This window comes from Lentisalinibacter salinarum, assembly GCF_040706555.1.
Taxonomy (GTDB): domain Bacteria; phylum Pseudomonadota; class Gammaproteobacteria; order Steroidobacterales; family Woeseiaceae; genus Lentisalinibacter; species Lentisalinibacter salinarum.
This window is the reverse complement of record NZ_JAPDRH010000002.1, coordinates 1,226,530-1,242,859: the sequence shown is the minus strand read 5'-3', so window position 1 is coordinate 1,242,859 and position 16,330 is coordinate 1,226,530. Positions and strand designations below refer to the sequence as shown.

Sequence of the window (16,330 nt, the reverse complement as noted above, 5' to 3'; positions counted from 1 at the left end):
CGCTTACTCGCCGAGCGACAGCCCTCGCATGGGCATGAGGTCCTCGGAGCCGGATTCGGCGCGCAGCAGATCCTCCGCGGGCTGGTCCGCCTCGTCGAGTATTGCCGGGGTCACGTGGCCCTCGGCGATCTCGCGCAGAGCGACCACCGTGGGCTTGTCGTTCTCCAGCTCCACGTAGGGATCGGCGCCGTTGGCGATGCGCCGGGCGCGCTTGGACGCGACCAGCACGAGTTCGAAAATGTTGTCGATGTTCTCGAGGCAGTCCTCGACGGTAATTCTGGCCATTGGCTACTCAAGCCCCTCTCGAATAATACTGAACGATAATGTTGAACGGTGCGGACCGCGGGAAGAATCAGGCTCCGGACCCGTCAGTGTACTGTAAGGAGCCGCTCCTAAACCAGTAGGTGGGCGAGCTTTTTCCGGGTGGTCTCGGCGCCCACCCGATTGCGGCGGTAACGCCCGGTGGCGATGCCCTCCAGCTCGTCGATGGCGCGCTCCAGGTCGTCGTTGATCACCACGTAGTCGAACTCGTCCCAGTGGGACAGGTCGCTGAGGGAGTCCCGGAGACGCCGCCGGATCACGTCCTCGGAGTCGGTGCGGCGGCTGCGCAGCCGCTGCTCCAGCGCCTCCACCGAGGGCGGCAGGATGAAGATGCTGCGGCACTCGGGCATGGCCGCGCGCACCTGCCGGGCACCCTGCCAGTCGATCTCCAGCACCACGTTGCGGCCCTTCGCGAGTTCGCTCTCCACCTGGCTGCGGCTGGTGCCGTAGTAGTTGTCGAACACCCGGGCACTCTCCAGGAACTCTCCCTGCCGGTCCAGGCGCCGGAATTCCTCCTCGCTGACGAAGAAGTAGTCCCGGCCGTGCTCCTCGTTCGGCCGCTTCGGCCGGGTGGTGTAAGACACCGAGAAGACGAAGTCCGGGTTGCGCTCGATCAGCGCGTGCACCAGCGTCGTCTTGCCCGCGCCGGACGGCGCGGCGATGACGATGAGTCTTCCCCTCGCTCCTGTGCCGGGTCTGCTTGTCGCCATGGCCCTACTCGATGTTCTGGATCTGCTCACGCATCTGCTCGATGAGCACCTTGAGCTCGACCGAGGCCCGGGTGGTTTCGGGGTCGCCGGACTTCGAGCCGAGCGTGTTGGCCTCCCGGTTGAATTCCTGCATCAGGAAATCGAGCCGCCGTCCCACGGGTTCGTCCCGTTCGAGGGCGCTGCGCATCTCCTCGACGTGGCTGTCCAGCCGGTCCAGCTCCTCGTCTACGTCCATCTTCTGGGCGATGATGGCCAGTTCCGTCTCCAGGCGGCCGGGCTCGGCCTCCACGTCCAGGCGGGCGAGGCGCTCCCGCAGCTTCTGCTCGATGCCGGCCAGCACCTCCGGGCGCCGGGTCCGCACGGCGGCGGCGATGCGGGCCACGTCTTCCGTGCGGCTGCGCAGCGTCTCGGCCAGCCGGGCGCCTTCCGCGCGGCGCATTTCGTCCAGGGTCGCCAGCGCCTCGTCCAGCAGGGACAGGCTCTCGGCGAGCAGCGCATCCTGCTCCACCGCCGGCTCCTCGATGACACCGGGCCAGCGCAGCACTTCCATGGGGTCCACCGGGCCGGTCTCGCCGAACCGCTCGCGCACCACCGCGACGCCCTCGGCGATCCGTCCGACCAGCGCCGCGTCGATGGCGAGCTCCCGCCGGGTGCCGCCGCCGCGCCGCAGCGTCAGGCTCAGGTCCACCTTGCCGCGCCCCAGCCGGTCGCCGGCGGCGCGGCGGAATTCCGCCTCGGCGCCCCGCAGCACGTCCGGCAGCCGGAACTGCAGATCCAGGTAGCGATGATTGACCGAGCGCACCTCCCAGGCGAGATCGCCGAACTCTGTCTGGCGCTCGCTGCGGGCGAACCCTGTCATGCTGCGTAACATCGGTGTCTCCACTCGGGGTGCGGTGACGGAGGGCCGGCATTGTAAGCGCGCCCCGGCGCGCGCTGCCACCGCTCGTTGCCACAGGGGGTATCTGCGAATCTGCGACCCGTGCCCTCCCCGGGGCGGCGCAAGTGGTATACCCTCCGTCACCGTTCTTCAGGAGTCGTGCTGCTTGCGGGCGCTGCGCCCGCCCGGGAACACGTGCGCATCGAATACGCGAAAATCTCGCTGACCGGCGATCGCCGGGACAACCAGGACCGGGTCGCCGTCGCCGTGAGCGAGCGGGCCGCGATGCTGCTGGTGTTCGACGGCATGGGCGGCCACTCGGACGGCGCGCTGGCCGCCGAGGTGGCGCTGGAATCGGTGCAGAAGGACTTCGCCGCCGCGGAGCACCCGGTCTTCGATCCCCAGGGTTTCCTCTATGCCGCCATGGGCCGTGCCCACGACGCCGTGGTGGCGGTGGGCGCGCAGACCGACGTGGATCACCGTCCCCGCGCCACCGGCGCGGTCTGCCTGGTGCAGGATCAGGCCTCCTGGTGGGCGCACGTCGGCGACAGCCGCATCTATCAGGTACGGGGCGGGCGTATCCGCGGCCGCACCCGCGACCACAGCCACGTGGAGGTGCTGCTGCGCGAAGGCGTGATCGACGAGCGCGAGGCCCGCGAACACCCGATGCGCAATTTCGTCGAGTCCTGCCTGGGCGGCGATCACGCCCTGCCCGGCATTACCGTCACCCGCAAGAAGCCTTTGCAAAGCGGGGATGTGCTGATAGCTTGCACCGACGGGCTGTGGTCGGGGCTCGGCGAGCGCGACATCGCCAGGATAGCCAGCCGTGCCGACCATACGGTGGTGGAGAATCTGCGCGAGCTGGGCGAGCGCGCAGTCCGCGCCAACGGTCCCCACAGCGACAACACGACGGCGGCCTCCATCCGCTGGCTCGGCTGACCGGGCCGGCCCCGCGCCGGAACAGAACCCGCCGGAACGGAAGTCTCCGGATCAGGAAAAGGCAGGAGCGATATGCGACCAAGCGGCCGCCGACCGGATGAACTGCGTCCGGTGGCATTCATCCCCGATTACACCCGCCACGCCGAGGGCGCCGTCCTCATCGAGTGCGGCCACACCCGCGTCCTGTGCACGGCCAGCGTCGAGGACCGCGTGCCGCCCTGGCTCAGGGGCCGCCAGCGGGGCTGGATCACCGCCGAATACGGCATGCTGCCGCGCGCCACGCACACGCGCACGGCCAGGGAGGCCGCCCGCGGCCGGCAGGGCGGGCGCACCCAGGAGATACAGCGGCTGATCGGCCGCTCGCTGCGCGCCGTGGCGGATCTCTCGGCGCTGGGCGAACGCACCGTCACCGTGGACTGCGACGTGCTGCAGGCGGACGGGGGCACCCGCACCGCCTCGATCACCGGCGGCTACGTGGCCCTGGCGCTGGCCATGGAGCGGCTGAAGAAGAAGGGCGCCCTGGCAAAGAATCCGCTGCACGGCCAGGTGGCCGCCGTCTCGGTGGGCATCTACCGGGGCGAACCCGTGCTCGACCTGGACTATGCAGAAGATTCCGACGCCGAGACCGACATGAACATCGTGATGAACGATGCGGGCGCCTTCATCGAAGTGCAGGGCACCGCCGAGGGACATGCCTTTCGCCGCGACGAGCTCGAGCGTCTGCTGGATCTCGCCGGCGCCGGCATCGGTCAGCTGGTGGCCGCGCAGAACCAGGCGCTGGCCGCCGCCTGAGGAGGGAGCCGTGCTGCAGGCGGGCTCGAGTATCGTGGTGGCCACGGGCAACCGGGGCAAGCTTGCCGAGATCCGGGCCATCCTGCAGGAGTTCCGGGTGGAGGTGGTCTCCCAGGGCGAACTCGGCATCGGCGAGGTCGAGGAGACCGGCCTTACCTTCGTGGAGAACGCCCTCCTGAAGGCCCGCAACGCGGCCTCGCACGCAGGACGGCCGGCCATCGCCGACGATTCCGGCCTGGAGGTGGACGCGCTGGGCGGCGCCCCCGGCATCCGCTCGGCCCGTTACGCCGGCGAGCCCGCCGATGACGCCGCGAACATCGACCGGCTGCTCGCCGCGCTGGAAGGCACGGAGGACCGCACCGCCGCCTTCCGTTGCGTCATGGTGTTCCTGCGTCACGCCGAAGACCCCGCACCCGTGATTGCAGAGGGTGTCTGGCGCGGACGCATCCTGACCGGGCGCCGGGGCGAGGGCGGCTTCGGCTACGACCCCGTTTTCCACGATCCGGAGCTCGGCAGGAGTGCGGCCGAATTGCCGGCCGGCGAGAAGAACCGCGTCAGCCACCGGGCCCGGGCGCTCCGGGAGCTGGCCCGTCGCCTGGCGGCGGGAGAAGGGGGATGAGCGCCGGCCCCAGGGCGGACAGGGCAGCCACTGCTGGCGCGGCCATTCCCCTCACCCTCTACCTGCACCTGCCCTGGTGCGTGCGGAAATGCCCCTACTGCGACTTCAATTCCCACCGCGCCGGCGACGATCCTCCCCGCGAGCGCTACGTCGACGCGCTCGTCGCCGACCTCGAGGCGGAGGCGCTCCGCGCCGCCGGCCGGCCGCTCGAGGCGGTTTTCATCGGCGGCGGTACGCCTTCGCTGTTCAGCGGCGGGCAGATCGGCCGGCTGCTCGACGCCGTAGCGGACCGCTTCGCGCTGGCCGCCGACGCCGAGATCACGCTGGAGGCCAACCCGGGCACGGTCGAGCGGGGCAGTTTCGCGGCGTACCGGGCCGCCGGGGTCAACCGGGTATCGCTGGGCGCGCAGAGCTTCGACGATGCCTCCCTCGCCGCGCTCGGACGCATCCATACCGCGGCCGAGACCCGCGCTGCGGTCGACGAGGCACGGCGTGCGGGCATCGACAACCTGAATCTGGACGTCATGTTCGCGCTCCCGCAGCAGAGCGTGGAGGGCGCGCTGGCGGACGTCTCGGCGGCACTCGCCCTGGCGCCGGCGCACGTCTCCCATTACCAGCTGACGCTGGAGCCGAACACACGCTTCTACCATTCCCCGCCGCCGCTGCCGGACGCCGATACCGCGTGGGAGATGCAGGAGCGCTGCCATGAGGCGCTGGAGGCAGCCGGCTACCGGCGCTACGAGGTGTCGGCGTTCGCGCGCCCGGGAAGGGAATGCCGGCACAACCTGAACTACTGGGAATTCGGCGACTATCTGGCGGCGGGAGCCGGCGCGCACGGCAAGATTACGGATGCCGGCGGCACCGTGCGCCGCTACGCGAAGCCGGCGAGCCCCCGGGCCTGGATGGAGGCCGCGCTGGCCGGAGGTACGGGGGAGGCGGCGGCTGCCGTCGCCGCCGAAGACCTCGTCTTCGAGTACATGCTGAATGCGCTGCGCCTCACCCGGGGCTTCACGACGCCCGACTTCGTGGCCCGCACCGGTCTCGCCGCGGAGGCTCTGGAGCCCGGGCTGGCGGCCGCGCGCCGCCGGGGTCTGGTGGAGGCCGACGGCGCCGGCGGACTGCGCCCGAGCGCCCTCGGCATGCGCTTTCTGAACGACCTCCAGGCCCTGTTCCTGCCCTCTTCCGGGGCGGCCGCCGGGTGACTCCGCGGCGGTCCGGCCGGCGACCGTTATGCACAATGTCGGGACTATCCCTATATTTGTCTTGTAGAGTCGCGATCAGCTGAAACCCGACTTTGTAAGAGTTCCATAAGGCTTTGAAATAATTAGCGTTATTATTGTGAACAGAAAATAGACATTCTAACGGGGAGGCTTGAAAATCGTGGGCTTGCGGCGTTTAGCCAAAATCCTTCCACAGAGTTATCCACAGGATTTGTGGATAACGGACGGCCCTTCGCGGAGGCCCGGCGCGGACTTGCCAGCGGCCCTCCGGCGCTGTATGCTCCGCGCCCCTTTTCGCTGTCCGCCCGGCGGGCAGACGACCGGAGAATGACGATGAAAGCCGATATCCATCCCCGCTACGACGAGATCAAGGTGATCTGCAGCTGCGGGAACGAGTTCGTGACCCGCTCGACGGCCGGCGAGGAGCTGCACGTTGAAGTCTGCTCCGCCTGCCACCCGTTCTACACGGGCAAGCAGAAGATCATGGACTCGGGCGGCCGCGTCGACCGTTTCCGCCGCAAGTACGGCATGTCCTGAGGGATCCGGCGTCCGTTCCTGGGACGCCTTCCCGGGTGCGCCGGGCGCTTGCCGGCCCGGCTCCGTCTGCGGCACCATACAAGTATCTCGCGGCAGGTCCTGCCCACCGCACGGACCCGGGATCACAAAGAATGAGGATCGCGCCGGGCGCCGCGTGACGGCGTCCGTCCGCTTGTGCGATCCGATATCAGCCAGGAATCAAAGATGAGCAAGAAGCACTTCACGCTGACCAGCCCCGAGGGCGACGGCACAGAGCTGCCCGTACTCGAGGGCACCCTCGGCCCGGACGTGGTCGATATCTCCAGGCTGTACGGGGAGCGCGGCGTCTTCACCTATGACCCCGGCTTCGTCTCCACGGCCAGCTGCGAGAGCACCATCACGTTCATCGACGGCGCCGAGGGCGTGCTGCTCTATCGCGGTTATCCGGTCGAGCAGCTCGCCGAGCATTCCTCCTTCATCGAGGTGTGCTACCTGCTCCTCTACGGCGACCTGCCCACCAAGGACGAACTGGAGAACTTCGAGTCGATCATCCGCCGGCACACCATGCTCAACGAGTCGGTGTCCCGCTTCTTCATGGGCTTCCGTTACGACGCTCACCCCATGGCGATGCTGTCGGCCGTCGTCGGCTCCATGTCGGCGTTCTACCACGACACCATGAATATCCACGACGAGCGCCAGCGCGATATCTTCGCCCACCGCATCATCGCCAAGCTGCCCACCATCGCCGCCGCGGCCTACAAGCACTCCATCGGCCAGCCGTTCATCTATCCGCGCAACGACCTGGACTACTGCTCGAACCTGCTGAACATGTTCTTCGCGGTGCCGGCCGAGCCCTATCACGTGGACCCGGTCGCCGCCGAGGCCCTGGACCTGCTGTTCATCCTGCATGCCGACCACGAGCAGAACTGCTCCACCTCCACGGTGCGCATGGCCGGCAGCTCCGGCGCGAACCCCTACTCGGCCGTCGCGGCCGGCATCTCGGCACTCTGGGGCCCGGCCCACGGCGGCGCCAACGAGGCGGTGCTGGAGATGCTCGAGGAGATCGGCGACGTGAAGAACATCCCGAAATACGTCGCCAAGGCCAAGGACAAGGACGATCCTTTCCGTCTGATGGGCTTCGGCCACCGGGTCTACAAGAATTTCGATCCCCGGGCGAAGATTATCCGCGAGATGTGCCACAAGGTGCTGAAGAAGCTCGGCAACGACGACAACCCGCTGTTCGAGCTGGCCCTAGAGCTGGAGCAGGTCGCGCTGAAGGACGAGTACTTCGTCGAGAAGAATCTGTACCCGAACGTGGACTTCTACTCGGGCATCATCTACCGGGCGCTCGGCATCCCCACGTCGATGTTCACGGTCATGTTCGCCATCGGCCGCACGGTCGGCTGGGTGGCTCACTGGCGGGAGATGATCACCGAGCCCGGACGGCGCATCAGCCGGCCGCGCCAGCTCTACACCGGCCCCGGCGTCAGGGACTACCTGCCCCTGGACCAGCGCTGATTCCGCGCGCCCGGGCGGGGCGCGCGGACGGCAGGCCCGGGCTATCGGTCGGACTACCGGTCAGACTGTCGTTCAGACTATAGGGGCCGGCGCCTCGGCCAGCAGCTTCTCCAGCTTGCGTTTGTCCGCCCGGCGCATCGGCCGGCCGTCCACCGGGCTGATCGGTGCCTGCCTGAGCCCTTTCTCGGGGAATACCGTCGCCTCCACCGTGGCCTCGGCGCAACGGAAACGATAACCGGGGTAGGTATCCAGCCGGTCCTGGCGGCTCTTCAGCCGCCGTTCGTAGAGCTGGTAGGCGGTCTGCTCGCCTTCCAGCTGCCAGGCCACCTCCTCCGGCGAGTCCGCGAACAGATGCAGGTTGATGGCGGAATGGGAAGCCGCCGTGCCGGCCAGCACGGGACCGACAAGGCGTGGGCGGAAATCGGCGAAGCGGTGCATCACCTCCAGCGCGATGCGCCGCAGGCGGTCCAGCAGTTCGGAATGGTCCGAGGCGCCGAACAGCCGGTGGTGCTCGATCAGCGCCGATTCGATCTCGGTGTTGCTCGGCAGCGCGCCCCGTTCGCGGAAGCCCAGCCGCTCCGCGGCCTTCACCTTGGCCTGACGGTAGTTCTCGATGCCGTGGTCGGCGATGATGCGGGCCGCTTCGCGTGCCAGCAGCTGGCGGGTCCGGCACAACTCGTCATGCTTCGGCATGGCGCTCTCCTGCGATCGGGCCGGCACCCGGCGGCTGTCAGAAGATGGGATCCTCGATGTCGCCGCTCGAGCCGGTATCGTTGTAGATCTCGTCCGCGCCGCCGATCGTACCAGCTTCCGGCTCGTTGCCGACGCGGAATTTCTCGAAGATGAAATTGCCGTCGTCCGAGCTCACGGGGCGGCCGGTCTCCGGCGAGACGCGCACCGTGACGAGGCCCTCCGGCTCCTCGACGCGAGCGGTCGGCGCGCCGTCGAGCGCCCGCTCCATGAAGTGGATCCAGACGGGCAGCGCCGTGCGCGAACCCTCCTCGCCCGCCCCCAGCGGCTTGTCCTCGTCGAAGCCCACCCAGGTGACGGCCACCAGGTCGGCGTTGAAGCCGCCGAACCAGGCGTCGCGGCGATCGTTGGAGGTGCCGGTCTTGCCGTACAGATCGTCCCGGCCCAGCGAGCGGGCCCGCCGCCCGGTGCCGCGGCGGATGACGTCGCGCATCATGTCGGCCACCAGGAACGCATTCTCCCTCGTGATCACCCGGTCGGCGAGTCGGATGCCGGCGTAGAGCCTGGGATCCTCGTTCGCCGTGGGCCGCCAGTCGAGGGTCCGGCCCTCCAGTTGCTCGACGCGAGTGAGGGGGTCGGCGAAGGGGTCGTCATCGGTCTCCGCCAGTTCCTCGCTGTATTCGCACTCCGGGCACACGAGCGGCGGGTCGGCCCGATGCAGCACATTGCCTTCGCTGTCTTCGATGCGGTCGATGAAGTAGGGCTCCACCCGGTAGCCGCCGTTCGCGAACACGGCATAGCCCAGCGCCATGTCCAGCGGGGAGACGGCACCGCTGCCCAGCGCCAGAGAGTAGTTGTAGGGCACGGCCTCGTTCGCGAAGCCGAAGCTGCGGATGTGCGGCACCGCGTCGCCGAGCCCGGTGCCGATCAGCACCCGCACCGAAGCCAGGTTCAGCGAGCGGTAAAGGGCCTCGCGCAGGCGCACAGGCCCGTAGAACTTCCCCGTGTAGTTGATTGGCTTCCACGGCCCTTCCAGTTCCTCGGACTCGAATACCACCGGCGTGTCGTTGACGATGGTAGCCGCGGTGAACCCGTTCTCCAGCGCCGCGGAGTAGATGAACGGCTTGAAGGCGGAGCCGGGCTGGCGCCGGATCTGCACCGCCCGGTTGAACTTGCTGGCCGCGTAATCGAAACCGCCGACGAGGCCTACCACCGCGCCGTCGTCCGGGTCCACCGACACCAGCGCGCCCTGGGCGGCCGGTACCTGGGCCAGGGCCCATCTGTCCGAGACCGTCGGCATCACGTGGATGACGTCGCCCACGGCCAGTACCTCGCCGACGGAATCCGGCGGCGAGCCCACGCGGTCGTCGTCGATGTAGCGCTTGGCCCAGCTGATGCCCGACCAGGGCACCCGCACGATGCGATCGCGCCGCAGGGCCACGGCCGCGCTGTTGTCCTCGCCGAGGCCGACCACAACGCCCACGCGCAGGCCGCCGGGCTCCGGATAGTCCTCCAGGGTCTGCAGCACGTCCGGCGGGAGCGCCGGATAGCCGCTGCCCGAATAGCTGCCGTCGCCGCCACTGCCCTGGCCGTTGCCCCGGCCATTAGTGCCGCCGTCGCCGCCGGCCGGCACGGGCAGCTCGAGCCTCGCCAGCGGCCCGCGGTAGCCATGGCGCCGGTCGTATTCCAGCAGGCCGTTGCGCACCGCGTACACGGCGGCCGTCTGCAGCGAGGAGTCGAGCGTGGTGGTCACCCGATAGCCCCCGGAGTAGATCTCGGGGCCATAGCGCTCCAGCATCTCCCGACGCACCATCTCGGCCAGGTAGGGGGCGGTCAGCTCGACCGCCGGCCCGTACAGGCGGGACTCCATGGGGTACTCCATGGCCGCCTCGTACTCGGCTTCGGTGAGGTAGTCCAGCTCGTGCATGCGGCGCAGCACGTAGCTCCGCCGCGAGGTGGCCTTCTCCGGGCTGCGCACCGGGTTGTAGGCCGAAGGCGCCTGCAGCAGGCCGGCCAGGGTCGCGGCTTCCGCGGCGTTGATCTCCTCGAGGGTTTTGTTGAAGTACACCCGGGAGGCGGCGGCCACGCCGTAGGCCCGCTGGCCGAAGAACATCTTGTTCAGGAACATGGCAAGGATCTCCTCCTTGCTGAATTCCTTCTCGATCTTCCAGGCCAGGAACGCCTCGCGGATCTTGCGGGTGAACAGCCGCTCGCGGGTGAGGAAGTAGTCCCGGGCCAGCTGCTGGGTGATCGTGCTGCCGCCCTGGCTGCGCGAGCCGGTCAGCAGGAAATTGATGCCGGCGCGCAGCACGCCCTGATAGTCGATGCCCGGATGTTCGAAAAAGCGGTCGTCCTCGGCGGCCAGGAAAGCCTGCACCACGTGCCCGGGAATCTCGTCGTATTCCACCGGTATGCGGCGCTGCTCACCGATCTCGGCGATCAGCCTCCCGTCCCGGCTGTAGACCCTGAGCGGAATCTGCAGGGGGATGTCCCGGATGGTTGCCGCCTCGGGCAGGCCTGCCAGCGTGTAGTGGTACGCACCGACGACACCCGCCGTCAGCGACAGGGCGAGTATGGCCACCGTGCCGGCCAGTCCGGCGAGGATGCGAGTGAAAGATCTTGTTGCCAAAGCGCTTTCCGGTCCTTGCCAGCGTCAGGGGCTTACTGCATAGTGACTGCGGCCGAAGCGGACCGTTCCTTGTTAAACAAGGGGGCATGGGGCGGTCCGGGTCAGGGCGAAGACCGGATCATACCGTCAGCGGGGGGCCAGACCGCAATGCTTCGCGGCGACAGTCTACAACCATACCCGGCAGGCCGCACCCGGCCAGCCTCGTGTCGTTGCAGCAAAACTCCCTGCACCCGCCACTTTCGGGCCTGGCTCACTACCGGTACACAGTTCACAGAATAGGCGGCGGGGCCTGCCTTACTATACGCGGGCATTCAGCAGGGGATCAGCGTCGTTTTATTTAACATTTCGTTGATATATAGTTAACTCGGTTTCTTCAGGCGCCCCACCACTTATCCAGCGTAACCTACGGACTTGGAAGGGAAAACAGGTGCAATTCGGCAAGAAAAATCGTCCGCTCCTGGGGCTTGACATAACGACATCGTCGGTCAAACTCATCGAGCTGTCCCAGAGCGGCAAACGCTACCGCGTCGAATCGTACGCGGCCGAGCCGACCCCGCCCAATTCCATCAACGAGAAAAACATCGTCGACGCCCAGGCCGTGGGCGGTGCCATCCGGCGGGCGGTGAAGCGGGCCGCCACCAAGTGCAAGGACGTGGCCATCGCCATCAGCGGCGATGCCGCCATCACCAAGGTGATCCAGATGCCGGCGTCTCTGGCCGACAAGGATCTCGAGGGGCAGGTGGAGATCCAGGCCGACCAGTACATTCCGTTCCCCATGGAAGAGGTCAGCTTCGATTTCGAGGTGATCGGGCCGAACGAGAACGACCCGGACATGAACGATGTGCTGCTGGTGGCCACGCGGACGGACAACGTGGACCAGCGCCAGGCGGCCGTGGATGCCGCCGGCCTCTCTGCCCGGGTGGTCGACGTCGAGGCCTTCGCCCTGGAGAACGCCTGCCAACTCCTCACCCACCAGATGCCGAACGGCGGCGTCGGCCAGTCGGTCGCCGTGGTCGACATCGGCGCCAGCGCCACCACGTTCAGTGTGCTGGACGACCTGAAGGTCATCTACACGCGCGACTTCGCCTTCGGCGGCGTGCAGCTCACCGAAGAGATCATGCGGACCTACGGACTGTCCATGGAGGACGCGGGCCGGGCGAAGAAGGAAGGCGGTCTGCCCAGCAACTACCAGCCCGAGGTGCTCGACCCCTTCATCGACGACATGACCCAGCAGGTCAGTCGCTCGCTGCAGTTCTACCTGGCCTCCGGCGGCGGCCGGGAGCAGCCCGACATGATCCTGGTCTGCGGCGGCTGCGCCAACATACCGGGTATCGCCGACGTCATCTCGAGCCGGGTGGGCATCCCGACGGAGATCGGTGACCCGCTCGGCCAGATGAAGGTCGCATCGAAAGCCAAATCCCAGGGCGTCACCAAGGATTCCACGGCGCTGCTGATCGCCTGCGGGCTCGCATTGAGGAGCTTCGACTGATGCCGCGTATCAACCTACTGCCTTGGCGCGAAGAGCAGCGCAAGCAACGCCAGCAACAATTCGGCATCGCCATCGTGCTGTCGGTGCTGCTGGCCGGCCTCGTGATCTGGCTGGGCAACATGTTCTACCAGAGCCGCATCGACTACCAGGAAGATCGCAACCAGCGGCTCGAGACCGAGATCGCCGAGCTGAACAAGGCCATCAAGGAGATCGAGGGCCTGGAGCGGCAGAAGGAACGCCTGTTGGCCCGCATGGAGATCATCGAGCAATTGCAGACCAGTCGCCCGATGGTCGTGCACCTGTTCGACGAACTGGTGCGCACGCTGCCGGAGGGAGTCTATCTCACCGGCGTCAAGCAGACCGGCCGGGAGATCCAGATCACCGGCACCGCGCAATCGAGCACCCGGGTGTCCGCCTTCATGCGCAACATCGACGCCTCCGAGTGGCTCACCGACCCGGACCTCGAGCAGATCCGCACCGTGGACTCGGGCCAGGCCGAGCGCTTCAACTTCACGCTGAAGGCGAAGCAGGTGAAGGTGCTGGACGAGGATGAGGAGGAGGCCGCATGAACGTCATCGAGGAACTGCGCAATCTCGATACCAACGACGTCGGCCGCTGGCCTCTCGCCTTCCGCGTCGGCGCCATCGTCATCGTTTTCGTCGCGGTCACCGTGTTCGGCATCTACATGACGGTGGTGAAGAACAAGGTGCCGCTGCTGGAGCGCGCCGAGGCGCGCGAGCAGGAGCTCAGACAGACCTTCGAGACCAAGCAGAGCAAGGCGGCCAACTTCGACGCCTACCGTGCCCAGCTCGCGCAGATGCAGCAGTCCTTCGGCACCATGCTGCGCCAGCTGCCCGGCGAGACCGAGATACCGAACCTGATCGTGGACATCTCCCAGACCGGTCTGGCGGCGGGGCTGGAGGAGAAGCTGTTCGAGCCCCAGGGCGAGCTCCGCAAAGACTTCTATGCCGAGAAGCCCATCAAGATCCAGCTGGCAGGCAGCTATCACGAGCTCGCGAATTTCGCCAGCAGCGTGGCCGCGCTGCCGCGGATCGTGACGCTGCACGACATCCAGATCCAGCCGGCCACCGACGAGCAGTTCGATCAGCTGTCGCTGGACGTGACGGCCAAGACCTATCGTTATCTGGAAGAGGAGACCCAGTGATGAGGCAGGAACCTCGCTTCCAGGTAAATGGCTACAGGCGGCGCCCCACCGGCCTCTTCGCCGTGCTGGCGGCAATCGTGCTGCCTTTCGCGGCCGGCTGCGGCGGCGGCATGGGTGACCTCAACGCCTACATCGACGAGGTGAAGGCGAGGCCCGGCGACCGGCCGGACCCGCTGCCCGAGATCCAGACCTACGAGAGCTATGTCTACACGGCCGACGTGGACGGGCTGCGCTCGCCCTTCGTGCCGGATTCGCCGGTGGCGGATACGCGCTCCGCGGGCGGCGGCGGTCTCAGACCGGACGTCAACCGCAGCCGGGAATACCTCGAGCAGTTCCCGCTGGATTCACTCGACATGGTCGGCACGCTGCAGCAGGGCAGCACGACCTACGGCCTCGTGCAGACCGCCGACGGACTCATCAACCGGGTAACCGTCGGCAATTACGTGGGCCAGAACGACGGCCGCATCATCGAGATAAACGAGTCGGAGATCCGCGTCAAAGAGATCGTCTCCGACGGCATAGGCGGGTATCTGGAGAGAGATGCCACCATCAGTATTTCGGACTGAGGCCAAGCAGATGGCACTGGGAGAAACTGGAATGACTCGCACAACGAAGCCGCTGCCGGCAAACAATCACGGGCTGGACGTCCTCAGGAATCCTCTCGGCTGGCTCGCCGCCCTCGTGCTGCTGTTCGCCTCAGCGGGCACCCACGCACAGGACGCGCCGGGTAACACCCTGCAGGACATCCAGGTGCAGTCGCTGCCGGGGCAGCAGGTGGAACTGCGGCTGATTCTCTCGGGGCCTGCTCCGGAGCCGCTCTCCTTCACCATCGAGAACCCGGCGCGCATCGCGCTCGACCTGCCCGACACCGCCCTCGGCCTCAGCTCCCGTCGCCGTGACGTGGATCTGCGCATGCTGGATACCGTGCTGACCGCGGAAGCCAACGGCCGCACCCGCGTGGTGCTGAATCTGGACAGCATGGTGCCTTACGAAACCCGTGTGTCCGGCAATACCGTCATCCTGACCCTGGGCGAGGGCGGCGACATGGTGGCAGAGACCACTACGTTCAGCGGTGCGCCGTCGGCCTCTTCCGCGGCTGCGAGCGGGCCGCGCGCCATCGAGAACGTCGACTTCCGCCGCACCCGTGAAGGCGGCGGCCGCGTCATCATCGACCTCACCGACCCGTCCACGCCGGTCGACATCCGCCAGGAAGGCGGCCGCGTGGTCGCCGTGTTCAAGGGCACGGAACTGCCGGGCGAGCTCATCCGCCGCCTGGATGTGCAGGACTTCGCCACGCCCGTCACCACCATCGACGCGGTACGCGTCAACGCCGATGCCCGCGTGCTGATCTCCGCCGACGGCGACTACGAGCAGCTTGCCTATCAGTCGGACGACGTCTTCACCATCGAGATCAATCCGGTGGCCGAAGAGGACGAGCAGGTCTCCAGCCTGTTCGCCGAAGACAAGGATTACGAGGGCGAGCGCGTCACGCTGAATTTCCAGGACATCGAGACCCGCGCCGTGCTGCAGCTGCTGGCCGAGATCAGCGGCCGCAACATCGTGGTGTCCGACACCGTCCAGGGCAACGTCACTCTGCGACTGAACAGCGTGCCGTGGGATCAGGCGCTCGACATCGTTCTGACCACCAAGGGTCTGGACATGCGCCAGAACGGCAACGTGATCATCGTGGCGCCGGCGGAAGAGATCGCCGCGCGCGAGAAGGCCGACCTCGAAGCCAAACAGGCCATCCAGGAACTGGAGCCGCTGTTCTCCGAATTCCTGCAGGTAAATTACGCCAAGGCCAGCGATCTCGCCGCGCTGATCAAGGAGGGCGAGAATTCGCTGCTCTCCGACCGCGGCTCGGTGGCCATCGACGAGCGTACCAACACGCTGCTGGTGCAGGACACCGTGGACCGTCTGCGCGACGTGCGCCGCCTGGTGCAGACGCTGGACATCCCGGTGCGCCAGGTGCTGATCGAGTCGCGCATCGTGGTCGTGAACGATGACTTCAGCCGCGAGCTCGGCGTGCGCCTCGGCCTCACCGCCGTGCAGGAGAACTCCAGCGACGGCCTGTTCTCGGTCACAGGTACCAGCGCGGGCTCGGACGTGATCACGGCCTCGGCACTGGAGAACCTGGCCGACACGGGTCAGCCCTTCCCGGTGGAAGCCCCCAGCGTCAACAACCGCTATAACGTGAACCTGCCGGTGAGCAACCCGGCAGGCCAGATCGCGCTGGCGATCCTGGACTCCGATTACATCGTGGACCTCGAACTCTCCGCCCTGCAGGCCGAAGGCCGGGGCGAGATCGTCTCGACGCCGCGCGTGATCACCGCCAACCAGAAAGAGGCGCTGATCGAGCAGGGCGTGGAGATCCCGTTCCAGGAATCCTCCTCCAGCGGTGCGACCACCACCCAGTTCAAAAAGGCGGTGCTGAGCCTGACGGTGACCCCGCAGATCACGCCGGACGACAACATCATCATGGATCTGCAGGTGAACTCGGACAGTGTCGGCGAACTCGTGGCGAGCGCCACCGGCGGCTTCGTGCCGAGTATCGACACCCGCGAGATCCGCACCCAGGTGCTCGTGCGCGACGGTCAGACCGTCGTGCTCGGAGGAATCTACGAGACAGAGCGACGAGAAGTGGCCAACAAGGTCCCGCTGCTGGGCGACATCCCCGGCGTGGGCGCGCTGTTCCGATCCACCCAGAACGTGGCGAACAAGTCGGAACTGCTGATCTTCGTCACGCCGAAGATCCTCGAAGAGAACGCAGTGGTTTACTGATGGCGCACGTCCGCCCTCAAGCTTGGGAATCGAACCGATGAGAAAACTCTCGACTCTGCCCGCT

The 16,330-nt window shown here is 67.2% G+C and carries 16 protein-coding genes; 11 read left to right on the top strand and 5 right to left on the bottom strand.

Features of this window, described 5'->3' with window-relative positions; all coding sequences use genetic code 11:
- Nucleotides 1–3: 3 nt before the first annotated feature.
- The 3 genes from rpoZ to ACJMKZ_RS08760 all read right to left on the bottom strand — a co-directional run bounded on the left by rpoZ (nucleotide 4) and on the right by ACJMKZ_RS08760 (nucleotide 1,890).
- Complete coding sequence (gene rpoZ, locus ACJMKZ_RS08770; protein ID WP_405232809.1) at nucleotides 4–285, bottom strand: DNA-directed RNA polymerase subunit omega; 282 nt, start codon at nucleotides 283–285, stop codon at nucleotides 4–6.
- Between the two features lie 107 nt (nucleotides 286–392).
- Nucleotides 393–1,031 (bottom strand): guanylate kinase, encoded by a 639-nt coding sequence (gene gmk / locus ACJMKZ_RS08765; RefSeq protein WP_405232808.1) that lies wholly within the window; start codon nucleotides 1,029–1,031, stop codon nucleotides 393–395.
- Between the two features lie 4 nt (nucleotides 1,032–1,035).
- Nucleotides 1,036–1,890, bottom strand: coding sequence for a YicC/YloC family endoribonuclease (locus ACJMKZ_RS08760; protein WP_405232807.1), 855 nt, complete (start codon nucleotides 1,888–1,890; stop codon nucleotides 1,036–1,038).
- A 177-nt stretch (nucleotides 1,891–2,067) separates the two neighbouring features.
- Here ACJMKZ_RS08760 and ACJMKZ_RS08755 point away from each other — a divergent pair, with 177 nt between their 5' ends.
- From ACJMKZ_RS08755 to ACJMKZ_RS08730, 6 genes are all read left to right on the top strand, one after another.
- Nucleotides 2,068–2,847 (top strand): PP2C family protein-serine/threonine phosphatase, encoded by a 780-nt coding sequence (locus ACJMKZ_RS08755; RefSeq protein ID WP_405232806.1) that lies wholly within the window; start codon nucleotides 2,068–2,070, stop codon nucleotides 2,845–2,847.
- 72 nt (nucleotides 2,848–2,919) lie between these two features.
- Complete coding sequence (gene rph, locus ACJMKZ_RS08750) at nucleotides 2,920–3,639, top strand: ribonuclease PH (RefSeq protein WP_405232805.1); 720 nt, start codon at nucleotides 2,920–2,922, stop codon at nucleotides 3,637–3,639.
- 10 nt (nucleotides 3,640–3,649) lie between these two features.
- Nucleotides 3,650–4,258, top strand: a complete 609-nt coding sequence (gene rdgB / locus ACJMKZ_RS08745; RefSeq protein ID WP_405232804.1) for an RdgB/HAM1 family non-canonical purine NTP pyrophosphatase — start codon at nucleotides 3,650–3,652, stop codon at nucleotides 4,256–4,258.
- Nucleotides 4,255–5,460 (top strand): radical SAM family heme chaperone HemW, encoded by a 1,206-nt coding sequence (hemW, locus tag ACJMKZ_RS08740; RefSeq protein WP_405232803.1) that lies wholly within the window; start codon nucleotides 4,255–4,257, stop codon nucleotides 5,458–5,460. Before rdgB ends, hemW begins: the two co-directional genes overlap by 4 nt.
- Before the next feature lie 351 nt (nucleotides 5,461–5,811).
- Complete coding sequence (gene rpmE, locus ACJMKZ_RS08735) at nucleotides 5,812–6,015, top strand: 50S ribosomal protein L31 (protein WP_405225093.1); 204 nt, start codon at nucleotides 5,812–5,814, stop codon at nucleotides 6,013–6,015.
- Nucleotides 6,016–6,219: 204 nt separating this feature from the next.
- Nucleotides 6,220–7,512: a citrate synthase gene (locus tag ACJMKZ_RS08730; RefSeq protein WP_405232802.1), complete on the top strand. Its 1,293-nt coding sequence runs from the start codon at nucleotides 6,220–6,222 to the stop codon at nucleotides 7,510–7,512.
- Between the two features lie 72 nt (nucleotides 7,513–7,584).
- Here ACJMKZ_RS08730 and ACJMKZ_RS08725 read toward each other — a convergent pair whose 3' ends face one another.
- A complete protein-coding gene (locus tag ACJMKZ_RS08725; RefSeq protein ID WP_405232801.1) occupies nucleotides 7,585–8,205 on the bottom strand; it encodes a hypothetical protein in 621 nt (206 codons plus the stop codon).
- A 37-nt stretch (nucleotides 8,206–8,242) separates the two neighbouring features.
- Nucleotides 8,243–10,831, bottom strand: coding sequence for a penicillin-binding protein 1A (locus ACJMKZ_RS08720; RefSeq protein WP_405232800.1), 2,589 nt, complete (start codon nucleotides 10,829–10,831; stop codon nucleotides 8,243–8,245).
- Nucleotides 10,832–11,258: 427 nt separating this feature from the next.
- Here ACJMKZ_RS08720 and ACJMKZ_RS08715 point away from each other — a divergent pair, with 427 nt between their 5' ends.
- Genes ACJMKZ_RS08715 through pilQ form a run of 5 tightly spaced genes read left to right on the top strand, consistent with a single transcriptional unit; the run spans nucleotide 11,259 to nucleotide 16,266 of the window.
- Nucleotides 11,259–12,320 (top strand): pilus assembly protein PilM, encoded by a 1,062-nt coding sequence (locus tag ACJMKZ_RS08715; RefSeq protein WP_405232799.1) that lies wholly within the window; start codon nucleotides 11,259–11,261, stop codon nucleotides 12,318–12,320.
- A complete protein-coding gene (locus tag ACJMKZ_RS08710) occupies nucleotides 12,320–12,889 on the top strand; it encodes a PilN domain-containing protein (protein WP_405232798.1) in 570 nt (189 codons plus the stop codon). Before ACJMKZ_RS08715 ends, ACJMKZ_RS08710 begins: the two co-directional genes overlap by 1 nt.
- Nucleotides 12,886–13,485 carry a type IV pilus inner membrane component PilO gene (gene pilO, locus ACJMKZ_RS08705; protein WP_405232797.1) on the top strand — a complete coding sequence of 200 codons (600 nt, stop codon included), beginning with the start codon at nucleotides 12,886–12,888 and terminating at the stop codon, nucleotides 13,483–13,485. The genes ACJMKZ_RS08710 and pilO overlap by 4 nt, the downstream gene beginning before the upstream one ends.
- Entirely contained in the window at nucleotides 13,485–14,051 is a 567-nt protein-coding gene (locus ACJMKZ_RS08700) for a pilus assembly protein PilP (RefSeq protein WP_405232796.1), read from the top strand. Before pilO ends, ACJMKZ_RS08700 begins: the two co-directional genes overlap by 1 nt.
- A 31-nt stretch (nucleotides 14,052–14,082) precedes the next feature.
- Nucleotides 14,083–16,266 carry a type IV pilus secretin PilQ gene (gene pilQ, locus ACJMKZ_RS08695; RefSeq protein WP_405232795.1) on the top strand — a complete coding sequence of 728 codons (2,184 nt, stop codon included), beginning with the start codon at nucleotides 14,083–14,085 and terminating at the stop codon, nucleotides 16,264–16,266.
- Nucleotides 16,267–16,330 lie beyond the last annotated feature (64 nt).